Source organism: Comamonas testosteroni ATCC 11996, from assembly GCF_000241525.1.
GTDB classification, from domain to species: Bacteria; Pseudomonadota; Gammaproteobacteria; order Burkholderiales; family Burkholderiaceae_C; genus Comamonas; species Comamonas testosteroni.
Window position 1 is genome coordinate 1 of record NZ_AHIL01000012.1, and the last position, 14,847, is coordinate 14,847.

Consider the following 14,847-nt stretch of genomic DNA (forward strand, 5'->3'; position numbering starts at 1 on the left):
GAGGTTGGCCGCCGTCTGCTCGGTGCGTGCCGAGAGATCCTGGTTGCCCGTGGCAATCTGGCCCGAAGCCGAGGAGACGGATTCCACGCCCGAGCGCACCTGGCCAACGACGGAGCGCAGACGCTCAGCCATGGTATTCAGGGACTTGAGCAGACGACCCAGTTCGTCATGACGGTCATTGCGTACCGTTGCCGTCAAATCGCCGGCAGCGATGGAGTCGGCCAGAGTTACCGCCTCATTTAACGGAGCGATGATCGAGCGCAGGATCAGAGCCGCCATCGCCAGGCCCAGCAGAACGATCAGGCCGCAGACCAGACCGATAGCCACATAGGCCTGAGACTGGCGTGCTTCGCCATCGGCAATCGCGCGCTGGCTGCGTTGCTCCTGCAACTGCACAAACTTGCGCTGCGCATCCACGTATACCTTGGCGTTGGGACGCAGCTGCTTCTCAACCAAATCGAAGGCCGCCGCAAAATCATTGTCCTTGCGCGCGGCCTGCACGGCGGCATTGCTCTCCAGCGTCGCGCGCCTGCGCTCGGCGACCTCGTCCAGCACCTTGCGTGATTCATCGTCAGTGACCAGCTCGTTGAGCTTTTTCTGCAGTTCGGTGATATGCGCAATCCCGTCACTCATCAGCTTGCGCTGCTGCTCCACCAGGTTTTCCTCGGAGGAAATGGCCGCGACGATGGAGCGATCCACGCTTTGCTCGGTCAGATGACGCCACTCGCTGGCAATGTTGGCAGCCATTCGGGTACGTGTGGCCTCCTTGGAGATGCTCACGTACACGCGATCCAGATAGATCAGACTGCCCGCAGACACCAGCAACAAACCCGCCAGCAAGCCAATCACCAAAGCCCACAGCTTTTGTGACACAGAGAACTGATTCAATTTCATTTTTTATCCATCTCAATAGATCAAGCAACACCGTGGCAGCCTTAACGAATTCAGAAACTCACAAGCGCTGTAGCCAATCCTTAATCGGCATCCTGGCGAGAGATTTAAGCTTTGTTACAAGCTACGACCGCAACAGCGCTCGTGCTATGACACCAATCATGATTGCGTACAGCCGCCTACAATCAAGCCGTGCCCAAAACCTATCTGAACGCCGATCTGCACTGTCACTCCGTCGTCTCCGACGGCACTCTGACGCCCGAGCAACTGGCTCTGCGTGCTGCCGAGCGAGGGGTGGAGCTCTGGGCGCTGACCGATCATGACGAAGTCGGTGGCCAGCACCGGGCAGCAGCCGCAGCCAGGTCAGCGGGGCTGGACTATCTGACAGGCACTGAAATTTCCGTCAGCTTCTCGGGCAGCGGCGTACATATCGTGGGCCTGGGCTTTGACGCCGAAAACGCAGCGCTGACCCAAGGCCTGTACGACACGCGCAACGGCCGCGGCCCACGCGCCCGCGAAATGGCCAGGCAGCTGGAACTGGCTGGCATTCCCGGCGCCTATGAAGGAGCGCTGCGCCATGCAGGCAACCCCGAGCTGATCTCGCGCACCCACTTTGCACGCTTTCTCGTGGAGAGCAGAGTCTGCAGCGACACCTATGAAGTCTTCAAACGCTATCTGACAGAAGGCAAGCCCGGTTATGTCGCCCATGTCTGGGCGAATCTGGAGGATGCCGTGCGCTGGATCGTGGATGCAGGCGGCGTCGCCGTGATTGCTCACCCAGCACGTTACGACTTGAGCCGCAACGAGGAATATGCACTGTTTTCCAAGTTCAAGGAACTCGGCGGCCAGGGCGTGGAGGTCGTGACCGGCAGCCATCGCCCACACGAATATGCGATCTATGCCGATCTGGCCCTGGAGTTCGGACTGGCCGCATCGCGCGGCAGCGACTTTCACAGCCCCGATGAATCGCAGATAGACCTGGGGCAGCTGCCCTATCTGCCCAGCCAGCTCAAACCCGTCTGGGAGCTGCTGCAGGACCGCATACAGCGTGCATAAATCACAGAGAGAGATTGCATGACCATCGTTTTTGAAGTCTACCCAGAGAACCCGCAACCGCGCATCATCAAGCAGGCGGCAGACATGCTGCGCAAGGGTGCCATTCTTGCAGTACCCACCGACTCCAGCTATGCCCTGGTCTGCCACCTGGATGACAAGAGCGCCGTGGACCGCATGCGCCGCATCCGGCAGATCAACGACAAGCACCACCTCACGCTGCTGTGCCGCGACCTGTCCGAGCTGGCCAACTATGCCCGCGTGGACAACCGCCAGTACCGCTTGCTCAAGCTGGCCACGCCAGGCCCCTACACCTTTATTCTTGAAGCCAGCAAGGAAGTACCCAAGCGCCTGAGCCATCCTTCGCGCAAGACCATCGGCCTGCGGGTGCCGGATCGCAAGGGTCTGCAGCTGCTGCTGGAAGAACTGGGCGAGCCCTTGCTGGCCACCACCTTGATTGCGCCCGGTGAGACCGAGCCGCTCAATGATGCCGAGTCGATTCTGGAGCGCTTCCCCCATGAGCTGGACGCAGTGGTCGACTCCGGTGCCTGTCCGCAGCAACCCACCACGGTGCTGGACCTCACGCCCATGGCCTTGAACAATTCGCCCGTCGTGGTGCGCCAGGGCATGGGCAGCCTGAAAGACATAGGCCTTCAGCCCGAATAAGCGCGGCCTCATGCAGGAAAAGCAGCTGCCGCAAGACTTTGTCCAGCGCCACTGGCCCTGGCTCATGGGCTTTTTGTGCGCGTACTCGGTGATGGTGGCTGTGCTGTTCTGGCAGGCGTCTCAGTCATGGCTGATCTATGCCCTGGCCACCCTCTGGACGGCGTGGGCAATCAGAGCCTATGGCAAAGACCAATCATTCCATGTCTCTCCAGGACTGTCGGCACATGAGGATGACTCCATGCTGCGCCGCAGAGTCCTGCTGGGAACAGCTATCTGCCTCCATTTCGGCTTTACCGTCGTAGCCATTTACGGCTCTGTGCACGAAATTCGCTGAATCAAAGCTCTTCATAGGCCAGCTCGCGGGCACGAGCCGGACGCGCCTGAGTGGCCACAGCTGCGCGCGGAGCTGGCATGGCAGAAGGAGCCAGACCAGGCGACTCATCGTCATCGAGTTTGAAGGCACCCACCGCCTGCTGCAGATCCTGCGTGCGCGCATTGAGCGCAGCAGCGGCCTGCGTGGCCTGCATGACCAGGGCGGCATTTTCCTGATTGGTGCTGTCCATGTGAGCCACGGCCGTATTCACATGGGCGATGCCCTCGCTTTGCTGCTGCAGTGCACCGGAGATTTCGCTCAGCAGGCCTGTGACCTGGCCCACGGACTGCATGATTTCCTTCATGGTGCTACCTGCCTGGCCCACCAGGCCAGAGCCGCTTTCAACCTGAGTCACGCTGGCCGTGATCAGCTCCTTGATCTGCTTGGCCGCTTCGGCACTGCGCTGCGCCAGCGAGCGCACCTCACTGGCCACCACGGCAAAGCCACGCCCCTGCTCTCCGGCACGCGCCGCTTCAACGGCCGCATTGAGGGCCAGGATATTGGTCTGGAAGGCGATACCTTCAATGACCTGAATGATGTCCACAATCTTGCGCGAGCTGCCGCTGATGGCATCCATGGTGTGAACGACCTGGTCCACCACATCACCGCCACGTCCGGCCGTGGCCGATGCTGTGACCGCTAGAGAACTGGCCGAATGAGCACGCTCTGCGTTCTGGCGCACGGTGACGGTGAGCTGCTCCATGCTGGCTGCGGTTTCGGTCAGCGCGCTGACCTGCTGCTCGGTACGGCTGGAGAGGTTGGTGTTGCCTGCATCAATCTCGTAGGCCGAAACGGCCAGCGAATCAGTGGACTGCTTGATACGGCCCACCAGCTCGGTCAGCGTGTCTTCCATGGTGCTCAGTGCCGTCAGCAAACGTCCGAACTCGCCTTCGGCATTGGAAGAGAACTCCTTGCTCAGATCACCTGCCGCCACGGTCTCGGCAATCAGGATGGCTTCCTGCAGGGGCGCGACGATGCGGCGGCGCAGGCTGACCCACGACCAGGCGCAGGAAATGCAGACCCAGGCCCCCAGTGCCAGCAGCCACCAGCGCGAACGCTCCACCTCGGCCATCAGGCTCTCGGACTGCTGCGCCGTCAGCGATCCCGCCTTGAGCACCTCCAGCACATCGGACATTGCTGACCATGCAATTCCCATCAAAGCCAGCACAAAAACGCTGATGCTGACAAACGCGATCACCAGTCGCTTGCTTACCGTCATATCGATCCCCTTGCCCTGTCCTGCCGAACGCCGTGTTATGTATTGATTTCATCAACCCACACAAAACCTGTTCCGCCTTGCAGGCAGCAACCGCGGATTTGCGCGAGTTGCATTTTGCAACATCTGGTTTACCACACAACTATGTGCAACCCGCATTTCTGCAACAGCAAACCGGCTTGTCCCGGCACAAGACAGCAGCTTGGCGCGTCGTCTGAGACAATCAACACGTGGAACTCACCGAACTCATACAAACCGTACTGATTTACGCACTGCCCGTGCTGTTCGCCATCACCATTCATGAGGCGGCGCACGGCTATGCTGCGCGTCACTTTGGCGACAACACGGCAGCCATGATGGGGCGCATCACGCTCAACCCCATCAAGCATATCGATCCCATCGGCACCATCTTGATGCCGCTACTGCTGTATTTCGCTACCTCGGGCGCGTTTCTTTTCGGCTACGCCAAGCCCGTGCCCGTTCGCTTTGACCATCTGCGCCACCCCAAGCGCGACATGATCTGGGTAGCGCTGGCCGGTCCCGCCTCCAATTTCGTGCAGGCCGTGTTCTGGGGTCTGCTGCTGATCGTCCTGGTAGGTTCAGGTCTGCACGAGCGCTTTTTCCTGGAGATGTGCCGCGCCGGCATTCTGGTCAATCTGGTGATGTGGGCGTTCAATCTCTTTCCGTTGCCGCCTCTGGACGGCGGCCGCATTCTGGTCGGTCTGCTGCCCTGGAAACAGGCGCAACTGGTGGCGCGTGTCGAACCCTATGGCTTTTTCATCGTCATGGCACTGGTGATTGCCGGCGTGGTCGGCAGCTACTGGCTGCGCCCGTTGATGAGCCTGGGCTACTCGGCCATCGATCTGATCCTCTACCCCTTCATGGCCTTGCTGCGCTGAACCCCGCGCCTGGTCTGCTACTGATATCTGTTGTTGATCCCTATGAGCACTACCCGTTTTCTGACCGGCATCACCCCCAGCGGTACCCCACACCTGGGTAACTACGCAGGCATGATGCGCCCCGCCATCGAAGCCAGTCGCGACAAGAATGTGGAGAACTTCTACTTTCTGGCCGACTACCACGCGCTCATCAAGTGTCAGGACCCCGAGCGCGTGCAGCGCTCGACCATCGAAATCGCCGCCAGTTGGCTGGCCGCCGGTCTCGACCCCGAGCATGTGACCTTCTACCGCCAGTCGGACATCCCCGAGATTCCGGAGCTGACCTGGTTCCTGACCTGCGTGACCGGCAAGGGCCTGCTTAACCGCGCCCACGCCTACAAGGCGGCGGTGGACAAGAACAATGCATCCGGCAGTGAACCTGACGACGGGGTGACCGCCGGTCTTTTCATGTACCCCGTGCTCATGGGTGCCGACATTCTGATCTTCAACGCCAACAAGGTTCCTGTGGGCCGCGATCAGGTGCAGCATCTGGAGATGGCGCGCGACATGGCGTCGAGCTTCAACCACATCTACGGCAGCGAGTACTTCACGCTGCCTGAGGCCGTGGTGGAGGAGTCTGTCGCCACCCTGCCCGGCCTTGACGGCCGCAAGATGAGCAAGAGCTACAACAACACGATTCCGCTGTTTGCGCCGCGTGAACAGCTCAGAAAGCTCATCAACAGCATCACCACCGACTCGCGCGCCCCCGGCGAGGCCAAGGAAGTCGAAGGCTCGGCCCTGTTCCAGATCTATCAGGGCTTTGCCAGCGAAGAGGAAAGCGCCGCCCTGCGCCAGCAATATGCCGAAGGCATTGCCTGGGGCGATGCCAAGCAGATCCTGTTCGAGCGCATCGACCGTGAAATCGCCCCCATGCGCGAGCGCTATGAATACCTGATTGCCCACCCCGCAGAGCTGGAAGAGATTCTTCAGGCCGGTGCCGTCAAGGCACGCAAGCTGGCGACGCCTTTGCTGCAGCAGCTGCGCGGCGCCGTGGGCATCCGCAATCTGGCACAGGCCAGCAAAGCCAAGACCAAGGCCGCCAAGACTGCACTGCCCCAGTTCAAGCAGTATCGCGAATCCGATGGCCAGTTCTACTTCAAGCTGGTGGCCGCTGACGGTCAGCTGCTGCTGCAAAGCCTGGGCTTTGCAGCCCCCAAGGAAGCGGGGCAGAGCATTGCCCAGTTGCAGCGCGAAGGCGCGACGGCTCTGGCCGCCATCAAGCCGCGCCTGCAGACACTGGATGGTGTCAGCGATGACCTGGTGATCCAGGCTCTGGAACAACTGCGTGAGGCGGCCGAGCAATAGCTCCTCGCTGCCCGATGGACGCTGCCTCTGCATTCAAAGGACAGCGTGGATGCAATCCTTCGCACTAAAGGAACTACCGATGCGTATTGCTGCTCTGGATGACGATCCACTACAACTGGAACTGTTGCAACAAGTCGCGACGGAAGCCGGGCACAGCTGTCACTCCTACCTCAAAGGGGCAGCCCTGCAGCAAGCCCTGCGCCGCGAAAGCTTCGATTTGCTGCTGATTGACTGGGAGCTGCCCGATGTCAAGGGGCCCGATATCGTGCGCTGGGTGCGCGAGCAGATCAGCAAGGAAGTGCCGGTCATCTTTGTGACCCACCGCAGCGAAGAGGCCGACATTGTCGAAGGCCTGGCCTGTGGTGCCGATGACTTCATGATCAAGCCCGTACGTGCGGGCGAGCTGCGTGCTCGCATCTCCGCCCTGCTGCGCCGCGCCTATCCGCTGACAGCACAAAGCGTGCTGGACTTCGGTCCCTACCGCTTTCTCACCACCACCAATGGCATAGAGATGGACGGCCAGCCCGTGGAGGTCACGCACCGCGAATACACGCTGGCACTGACGCTGTTCCAGAACCAGGGCCGTTTGCTCTCGCGCGATCATCTGCGCGAAGTCGTCTGGGGCCATAACGCCGAGGTGCAGTCACGCTCGCTGGACACCCATGTCTCGCGCCTGCGCAATCTGCTGAACTTGCGCGCCGGTCAGCCCTATGCCATTTCAGCCGTTTATGGCTATGGTTACCGCCTGGATGCCCCCGAAGCTGCGCAGCCCGCAGCCCCAGCTGCCTGAGTTCTGCAGCCCCCATAACCCGCCCTTAAAGATGCCTGATTTACGTCAAAACCTCTTTTCCGTCCACTCCCCCATGCCTATTCTGGGTGCAGGCATGCTGTGGGTGGCGTTTGGAGGGATGACGGCAACAGGTCTGGCTCATGCCCAGATCACGCCCCGCGGCAACGATGTCATTGCCCACCACGTGGTGACTGGAGATACGCTGGAGACGCTGGCAGCACGCTACCTGGGCGACCACATGCGCTGGACAGCACTGCAAAGCCACAACAAAGTGGAAGACCCCTTGCGCCTGCGCCCAGGTTCGGTGCTGGAAATTCCCACGCGCCTGTTGCGCGCCGCGATGGCTTCGGTGGTGTTTGTGCAGGGCGATGTGCAAAGCACACGCTCTGTGAGCCATCTCGCAGACTCCGTCAACGCGCCGCCGCAGCCTGTGCAAAAAGGCCAGCTGCTACAGGAGGGCGATTCGCTGCAGGTTCCCGCCAACGCCTTTGTCTCTGTGCGCCTGGCAGATGGCTCACTGGTGCGCGTGCAGTCCGAATCCGATGTCGAGCTGCGCCAGATGCGCCGCAAAGGCCGAGCCGGCACTCTGCAGTCCGTCATCGATCTGCGCGAAGGCGCGATTGAAGCAAAAGTGTCCAGACAGACCAATGGCGAGCGCCGCTTCGAAGTGCGCACCCCGGCGGCCTCGACCAGCGTGCGCGGCACCCAGTTTCTGGTAATGAGCGATGACGAGGGCCGCACGGCTGCTGCCGTCGACGAAGGCTCGGTCGCCGTACAGACGGGCCAGCCCTCAGCCTTGCTGAGGCCAGGTCAAGGTCTGTCCGTTTCCGCCAACGGCCAGATCGGCAGACCCACCGCCATGCTGGAGGCTCCCGATATTGCGGCCTGGCCCTCTCTTGTCGAAGACGCCAGCTGGGTCAGCCTGCCCCTGCCTGCCATGGCTGGTGCCGTGCGTTACCAAGTGCTGCTGGCTCAGGACAGGGAGCTGACCCAGATCGTGCGCGGCGGCATGTTCACCAGATCACCTGCACGCCTGACGGGAGTGGAAGACGGCAGCTACATTGCGGCCATTCGCGCCATTGACGCCAACGGCATTCCTGGCAAGCGCAGCCTGCAGGCATTGCGCATCAAAGCTCATCCGGTGCCGCCACTCTATGAGTCTCCAGCACCTGAAGCCACCATCGGACAGGGCCAGCAAGGCCTGCAATGCACCCAGGTGGCGGAGGCCTCGGCCTACCGCATCCAGGTAGCTGCCGCCGACGGCAGCTTTGCCCAGCCGCTCATCGACGCCAACGACCTCAAGGACTGCGCCCTGCCTGCCGAGGCGCTGGCCAGGCTGCCTGTCGGCGAGTACCTGTGGCGCGTGGGCAGCATCCGCACGCTGGGCAACGGCCAGCCGGATGCGGGCCCCTTTGCCCCCCCTCAAAAGATGAAACTGGCCCTGGCACCCAAATCGCCCGAGCTGCAGATCGGCGGCGCGCCCGGCGAAGGCAGCAGCCATATTCACTGGGCAGGTGAAGAGGGTCAACGCTACCGCATCGTGGTGGCAAGCGACGCCGGTTTTACGGCACCCCTGATCGACATCTGGGTGACCCAGCCTCAGTGGAGCACGCAGGACCTGCCTCCTGGCACCTACTATCTGCAGATGCAGGTTGAGGACGCCAACGGCCTGCGCAGCAATCTCTCTGCCGCGCGCCAATTCCAGACCGGCAACTGGGTGACCTCGTCCGAGGGGCAGACGATGACTTCCGGCGACGGTTCACGCCTGATGCGCCAGTAAAAACAATAGCTGCCAGCGCTTGAATTCCATGAAACTTCATAGGATTCATATCTTGATCGCTTATGTAGCAAGCGCTGGTAGATATTGTTTTATGTGCTTCTCACCGAATCGCCCATATGGTTGAAGCTCCCAACCTGCGCAAAAGCCGCTTGCAGAACCTGCGCCTGAGCTGGCTGCTGCTCAGCACTTTCCTGCTCGGCATGACCTGGTGGCTCAGCGGCCCGGGGCAGCTGGCACGTCTCAACGGCATTATTCAGGACACCTCGGCCTGGCTGCACCAGCGTCCTGCCTCGCCCGATGTTGTCATCGTGGCCATCGACGATGACAGTATCGACAGCATAGGCCGCTGGCCCTGGCGGCGTGCACTGCACGCCGCCGTGCTGGAGCGCATCACCCAAGGCCAGCCTCGCGCCATCGGCATGGATGTGGTCTTCAGCGAGGAAGACTGGGATTACCCCGGAGACGATCTGCTGCTGCAACGAGCATTGCAAAAAAGCGGCAATGTAGTGCTGCCCGTCACGCGCGCCGCGCAAAGCGCTGCCACCACCCCTTTACAGAGCCTTGCCAGCGAGGCTGCTGCTCTGGGGCACACCCAGATGCCTGTGGATGCCGACGGTGTGGTGCGACGCTTTTATGCGCAGGAAGGCAAGGCCGGCCAGCTCTGGTGGCATATGGCGCTGAGCCTGTACTGCGTGGGCCAGACCACCCGCCCCTGCCAGCCATCTGCCCCATCTCCAGCAGACCCGGTTGCAGCCAACTCCTGGCAAAGGCTGCAGCCCCAGTTCATCGCTTTTGCCCGAGCTTCGCGGGACCGCCAGAACAGCCTGGGCTCGCCGTTCACCACCTACTCCTATATCGACATCCTGCGCGGCAATATCCCAGCGGTCGCTTTTCGCGGCAAATACGTGCTGATTGGAGCCACTGCCGCAGGTCTTGGCGAAAAATTCACAGCCCCCATCGGCTTTGATGCGCGCCTGATCTCGAATGTGGAAATGCTGGGCCATGTGCTCAACGGCATCCTTCAGGACACACATCTGGAGCCAGCCTCTGCCACGCTCAACCGCAGCCTCAATCTGCTGCCCGTGCTGCTGGGCCTGCTGGCTCTGGCCTGGCTCGGGCCTTCTGGCGGGCTGATCTCCAGCATCCTGCTGGCCTTGCTCAGTCTGTCGATAGCCGGTTTGGCGCCACGTTGGGGTCATGTGCAGACAGCCCCCGCTGCGGCACTCCTGAGCCTGTCGCTTGCCTACCCGCTCTGGAGCTGGCTGCGCCTGCGCGCCGCCACACGCTTTCTGGCTCTGGAGCTGCGCGATCTGCAAGGCCAGGTCCTGCCCGCGCCCTCGCTCAAGAGCGATGCATTCGATCAGCGGATCGACGCTGTGGAGCAAGCCTCGCGCCAGCTGCGCGCATTGCATCATTTCGTCAGCGAAAGCCTGCGCCAGCTTCCCTCGGCCACTTTTGTCTGCGACCGCGAAGGACTGCTGCTGCTTGCCAACACGGCCGCGCACCGCTATATCGAAAGCCTGGGGCACAAACTCCAGCAAGGCGACGATCTGGTCGCCCTGCTCCACGGCCTGAACAGCGCCAGCAGCGACGGCGGCCGCGCTGCCAGCAACACACCACTGCTCACACACAGTGCATTGCAGCAAGCCACTCTGTCACGCCAGAGCGAAGGGCGCGACACCCAGGGCCGCCACTTGATGTTGCTGAGCCAGAGCTTCGAGGCGCCGCCTACCACGGGCTGGCTCATCACCCTGGTCGACATCAGCGACCTGCGCAGTGCACAGGCCCAGCGCGACCAGGCCATGCAGTTCATCTCCCACGATATCCGCGCCCCGATAGGCTCCATCATCACATTGCTGGAGATGCAGCGCACAGGCAAGCGCATCGAGTCGCAAGATGCACTGCTTGACCGCATTGAGGGCTATGCCCAGTCGTCTCTTGAGCTGGCAGACGATTTCGTGCATCTGGCCAGAGCCCAGCAACAGCAATACCGCAGCGAGGTTCTGGATCTGGGTCTGCTGGCGGATCAGGCCGTCTCGGATTGCTGGACCCTTGCCCAGCAGCAGAACATGCAACTGGCGTTCGAGCTGCCGGATGCCGAAGCCTGCGTGCATGGCGACCCCGGTCTGCTGCACCGCGCCGTCATCAATTTGCTGACCAATGCCATCAAGTACGGCAAGCCGCAAGATACCGATGCCAGCGCCCTTGTGGAAATCCGTATTGTTGAGCAAGGCAGCCAATGGGGCATTGCCGTGCGCGATCACGGCCCCGGCATGGATGAGGAGTCGCTGACCAGGCTCAGCCAGCCCTTCGAGCGCCTGCAGCAGCACCAGCGCATGGATGGCGTGGGCCTGGGCCTGGCCTTCACGCGCACCGTGGCACAGCGTCATGGCGGCAGCCTGCAGATAAGCAGCCAGCTGGGCCAAGGCAGCAGCTTCACATTGCTGATACCCAAAGCCTGAGCCCAGAGACGAAAAAGCCTCAGAACTTTTCAGTTCTGAGGCTTGACGTTTTTTGGTGCGGCTGGCAGGAATCGAACCCACGACCCCTTGGTTCGTAGCCAAGTACTCTATCCAGCTGAGCTACAGCCGCAACAGGGTTGTATTCTAGCAGCGCAAAAACGGCTCCCGGACCAAATCGACAACTTTTTCGCGTGCATGCAAAGAAAAAGCCTGCCATCGATGAAGACGGCAGGCTTTCATGCAGCTTGGTAGGGCGTGGCGGACTTGAACCGACGACCAAAGGATTATGAGTTTCGGCAGGTTTGTGCTTGCCTAGGGAAGTGTACCGAAGTGCACCGAAACCTGCAGAAGCTAAAAGTATTTTAGTGACAGTAAGTTAGCGAAATTTGATGGAGTTCGATAGAACTGGTGGGTGTACCGCTGGTGTACCGAAAAACCCAGGCCAAAAGCCAAACAAGCTCTTCACAAGAGGGTTTGAATTGCCGGTAGAAACTAAGAATTTGCCCTCCTTTCCACATCGTCCAACAACTCTATGACCCACACGCATGAAGCGCGAATCGACTCCTTGTTTTAGAGCGTACCTCCAACCAGGTCAACATCTGCCATTACCGGATTGGACAGAAAACTTACCCACCGCCTACGAGCGGGCACGTGAAGATTGGTGGAGCCAACTTGATGATGCCAACCGCAAGCACTGGATAGCCCTCTCGGGCGGGAGCGGGACGGTTACAGACGCTTGGGAAGCATTCCTAGCGAGCAAAGCACGCGGCCCTGTCTTTACATAGACCCTTAGCAACTACTGCACTGGCACTGCAGATTCACGGCCTTATCACTGCACTTACACCGCAAGTTCACTGCATCGCCACTGCAGTCTCACTGCAAATTCACTGCCCCAACAGGACGCCATCACATGTGCTCGCAATGGAGCACATTTCGGCTTGCGTGTGCCACTCATTAACTCAATGATTTAAAAAGAAAAAATCATTAAAAACCACCTACAGCGTGTCACGTTCTTTATGTTCCACTAAGCAGCGAAGTTCGTTCAGTTGAGTTGCCGCAGTGTCCAAGACACTCCATCGAATATCGACCACGTGCCGCAATGCAGTCGGTATCAGCAAAACATCAGCAACTCTCAATAGGGCATCAGCAAAAGATCAGCAGAACATAAGCAAAAGATCAGCAAGCCCTAAAGAGTTGACCTCAGGATGCGCTTAAGGACGCGCATTTCCACCTTCCCCTCAGGCCATCCATTTGGCAGACCCGCACCGGCCAAGGCCTGGAAAAAATCCAAGTAACGCCAGCGCTCAAAAAGCAGAGGCCAATTTTTCCAAGCGGAGCGTGGGCGGATGGCCTGCACCCAGCAGTTGCTCGATATAGCCCATGCATAACTGTCTATCCACAGCTCACGCTAGGTAAAAAGAAGGTAATAAGAAGGTAAAGGGCAAAAAATTGACAAAAAAACCAATGATGACAATACCTTGAAGACACCCTGCGCGATGCTATGCGGATAAAGCGCGACGCTATGCGGATGAAGAGCGATGCTATGCGGAAAGGGGCGCGACGCTATGCGGAAGTTCTGAGCAACCTCTGTACCCGAACTGGGGTCTGTGGTCTAGCGTGTTGAATGAGTCGGCCTGCCATCTGCATGGCACCGGGAGTTGGGTCTTCTTGATGAATGCGTTTGCGAAGCACTGGAACATCACGGACCTAACGATTGCCAATCTAGAAGACTTCGCCAGTTCGTACTGATGGCGCTGGGCAACCCGTGCCGCCATCGCATGCAGGGTGTTTCCAGCTCACCAATCAGCAACCAGTACCAGGAAATGCTGGCTCGTCCTCGCTGCCGGAAGTGCAGCCGTTTTCTGCGTGATCAGTTTCAGTTAGGTTCCTGCTCAATAAGTCAGCGCTGCATCATCGAAATAGCTCGAATCCATGCGCCCAAGCGTTGAAGCAGATAAATTCAAAAAATAAAAAACACATACACGACAACAAGTTAAGCGTTGCTTGTCTCATTTTCACTATATTCACCATACTTCCGCTGATCAGTTCATTTGCCCAAACTTCGCTCATACCCGATGTGTTTCGGTTGTTTTTGGAGTAAGAGCATGACAAAAGAACAGACCCTGGTCAGCAAGTACGGAACTTTGATGACATTGGTGCATTTGGCTCAAGAACTTCATCGTTCGCCCGATGGCCTGCGTATCAGCTTGCGTAGCAATGCAGGATGGGCAAGCCAGGTCAATGCGGCACGTAAAAAATTCGGGCGCCGCGTTTATTTCGACACTGCGAAGATTGCCGCCATCATTGATGACATGAGCTGAGCTAGGGTTCTGCATGTTGATGTCTGAACTCGTTGATGCGCTGCAAATTGAGGCGTTGCTGCAGTAGTCGCGTATGGAGGATTCATTCGAGTGTCTTAAACAACGCGCAGACGAAGCACAGGCTCATGCAGAGATACAACGAGCAGCTCGTAAGCCCGTTGAGTTGTTTCTTCGTGGCTTGGACGATCAAAGGCGTGCCATGCCAAATCAGATAGCAAGATCGTCACTCTTTGCTCCTATAGCTAGAGGGCGGCGAGAGCAGCTCACCGAGGCACTACTTGTGACGCGCGCAGATGCTGTCATGAGCTATTCGGGAGAGCAGCTCAATGAAGCTGATGCGGATATTGCGTTGCAACTATTTTTCGAGACCAAAAATCAACCGTTGGGCTTGCCAATAAAGCTTAATCGTGCAGCTTTTCTACGTGCGATGGGCAGGCAAACAAGCTTGAGTCAGTACCAGTGGCTCATGAGGCGGATGAAAGCGCTAACCAAGGCAACACTCATCGTTGAAGCAAGGCGATCGGACGGCAACAGGAAGTACCGAGTGGGGAAATTTGATGCGTTTCACATTGTCCAGAGCTTTTACTATGACCCCGTCACAAAGAGCTATACCTTCACCCTGGATTCGCGATGGGCAGTGCTATTTGGCAACGAGGAGTACGCCCTTCTGGATTGGGAGAAACGAAAGCAAATAGCCAGGGGACAAGATATGGCCAAGGCTCTTCAGCGGCTTATAGCAACGTCTAGTGACCTCGTACAGCGCTATTCGCTGGAACGGCTCAAGGAAAAAATGCAGTATCGGGGGAGGATGCGAGATTTCAAGAAGGCATTAGTGCGAGCATGCCAGGAACTTGAGCGTTTGAGCATCGTTGCCAATAGCAAAGTCGAGATGAGTACAAAAGGCAAGCAACAGCTATCGCTTTGGATAGCTGTATCCGCATAGCGTCGCTCTTAGCATCGAGCACCCACTTGGCGCTACTGCAAGGTATGGCTGATGGCAGCGGTTGCCATGCAGCGGGCGCGCTAGATCAATATGAAACACATCACAACCG

General features: G+C 59.1%; 12 protein-coding genes and 1 tRNA gene. 10 read left to right on the forward strand and 3 right to left on the reverse strand.

Annotated features, from left to right (window positions below; genetic code table 11):
* The coding region (locus CTATCC11996_RS05225; RefSeq protein ID WP_003073887.1) for a methyl-accepting chemotaxis protein at positions 1–894 on the reverse strand (894 nt) is incomplete at its 3' end.
* Positions 895–1,083: 189 nt separating this feature from the next.
* Between CTATCC11996_RS05225 and CTATCC11996_RS05230 the strand changes: the two genes are divergently transcribed.
* The 3 genes from CTATCC11996_RS05230 to CTATCC11996_RS05240 are packed head-to-tail and all read left to right on the forward strand — an operon-like array spanning position 1,084 to position 2,944.
* Positions 1,084–1,947 carry a 3',5'-nucleoside bisphosphate phosphatase gene (locus tag CTATCC11996_RS05230; protein WP_034348299.1) on the forward strand — a complete coding sequence of 288 codons (864 nt, stop codon included), beginning with the start codon at positions 1,084–1,086 and terminating at the stop codon, positions 1,945–1,947.
* A gap of 18 nt (positions 1,948–1,965) precedes the next feature.
* Positions 1,966–2,610: an L-threonylcarbamoyladenylate synthase gene (locus CTATCC11996_RS05235; protein WP_003073889.1), complete on the forward strand. Its 645-nt coding sequence runs from the start codon at positions 1,966–1,968 to the stop codon at positions 2,608–2,610.
* Between the two features lie 10 nt (positions 2,611–2,620).
* A complete protein-coding gene (locus CTATCC11996_RS05240; protein WP_003073890.1) occupies positions 2,621–2,944 on the forward strand; it encodes a hypothetical protein in 324 nt (107 codons plus the stop codon).
* 1 nt (position 2,945) lies between these two features.
* Here CTATCC11996_RS05240 and CTATCC11996_RS05245 read toward each other — a convergent pair whose 3' ends face one another.
* A complete protein-coding gene (locus CTATCC11996_RS05245) occupies positions 2,946–4,202 on the reverse strand; it encodes a methyl-accepting chemotaxis protein (protein ID WP_003073891.1) in 1,257 nt (418 codons plus the stop codon).
* Positions 4,203–4,429: 227 nt separating this feature from the next.
* Between CTATCC11996_RS05245 and CTATCC11996_RS05250 the strand changes: the two genes are divergently transcribed.
* The 5 genes from CTATCC11996_RS05250 (at position 4,430) to CTATCC11996_RS05270 (ending at position 11,474) form a co-directional block, all read left to right on the forward strand.
* Complete coding sequence (locus CTATCC11996_RS05250; RefSeq protein WP_003073892.1) at positions 4,430–5,098, forward strand: site-2 protease family protein; 669 nt, start codon at positions 4,430–4,432, stop codon at positions 5,096–5,098.
* A 42-nt stretch (positions 5,099–5,140) separates the two neighbouring features.
* Positions 5,141–6,442, forward strand: a complete 1,302-nt coding sequence (locus CTATCC11996_RS05255; RefSeq protein ID WP_003073893.1) for a tryptophan--tRNA ligase — start codon at positions 5,141–5,143, stop codon at positions 6,440–6,442.
* Positions 6,443–6,521: 79 nt separating this feature from the next.
* Positions 6,522–7,232 carry a response regulator transcription factor gene (locus CTATCC11996_RS05260; RefSeq protein ID WP_003073894.1) on the forward strand — a complete coding sequence of 237 codons (711 nt, stop codon included), beginning with the start codon at positions 6,522–6,524 and terminating at the stop codon, positions 7,230–7,232.
* Between the two features lie 73 nt (positions 7,233–7,305).
* Positions 7,306–9,012, forward strand: coding sequence for a FecR family protein (locus CTATCC11996_RS05265; protein WP_003073895.1), 1,707 nt, complete (start codon positions 7,306–7,308; stop codon positions 9,010–9,012).
* A gap of 116 nt (positions 9,013–9,128) precedes the next feature.
* Positions 9,129–11,474, forward strand: a complete 2,346-nt coding sequence (locus tag CTATCC11996_RS05270) for a CHASE2 domain-containing protein (RefSeq protein ID WP_003073896.1) — start codon at positions 9,129–9,131, stop codon at positions 11,472–11,474.
* Positions 11,475–11,527: 53 nt separating this feature from the next.
* Here the strand turns inward: CTATCC11996_RS05270 and CTATCC11996_RS05275 are convergent.
* Positions 11,528–11,604: transfer RNA gene (locus tag CTATCC11996_RS05275), tRNA-Arg, on the reverse strand.
* Between the two features lie 1,975 nt (positions 11,605–13,579).
* Here CTATCC11996_RS05275 and CTATCC11996_RS05280 point away from each other — a divergent pair.
* Both CTATCC11996_RS05280 and trfA read left to right on the forward strand, forming a co-directional pair.
* Positions 13,580–13,795, forward strand: coding sequence for a hypothetical protein (locus tag CTATCC11996_RS05280; RefSeq protein ID WP_003073897.1), 216 nt, complete (start codon positions 13,580–13,582; stop codon positions 13,793–13,795).
* 73 nt (positions 13,796–13,868) lie between these two features.
* Positions 13,869–14,738, forward strand: coding sequence for a plasmid replication initiator TrfA (gene trfA, locus CTATCC11996_RS05285; RefSeq protein WP_003073898.1), 870 nt, complete (start codon positions 13,869–13,871; stop codon positions 14,736–14,738).
* Positions 14,739–14,847: the final 109 nt, after the last annotated feature.

Excerpts from the sequence above, each read along its gene's own strand:
- CTATCC11996_RS05235 (WP_003073889.1), top strand. The coding sequence starts at position 1,966 with ATGACCATCGTTTTTGAAGTCTACCCAGAGAACCCGCAACCGCGCATC.
- CTATCC11996_RS05240 (WP_003073890.1), top strand. The coding sequence starts at position 2,621 with ATGCAGGAAAAGCAGCTGCCGCAAGACTTTGTCCAGCGCCACTGGCCC.
- CTATCC11996_RS05245 (WP_003073891.1), bottom strand. The coding sequence starts at position 4,202 with ATGACGGTAAGCAAGCGACTGGTGATCGCGTTTGTCAGCATCAGCGTT.
- CTATCC11996_RS05255 (WP_003073893.1), top strand. The coding sequence starts at position 5,141 with ATGAGCACTACCCGTTTTCTGACCGGCATCACCCCCAGCGGTACCCCA.
- CTATCC11996_RS05260 (WP_003073894.1), top strand. The coding sequence starts at position 6,522 with ATGCGTATTGCTGCTCTGGATGACGATCCACTACAACTGGAACTGTTG.
- CTATCC11996_RS05265 (WP_003073895.1), top strand. The coding sequence starts at position 7,306 with ATGCCTATTCTGGGTGCAGGCATGCTGTGGGTGGCGTTTGGAGGGATG.
- CTATCC11996_RS05270 (WP_003073896.1), top strand. The coding sequence starts at position 9,129 with ATGGTTGAAGCTCCCAACCTGCGCAAAAGCCGCTTGCAGAACCTGCGC.
- CTATCC11996_RS05280 (WP_003073897.1), top strand. The coding sequence starts at position 13,580 with ATGACAAAAGAACAGACCCTGGTCAGCAAGTACGGAACTTTGATGACA.
- trfA (WP_003073898.1), top strand. The coding sequence starts at position 13,869 with ATGGAGGATTCATTCGAGTGTCTTAAACAACGCGCAGACGAAGCACAG.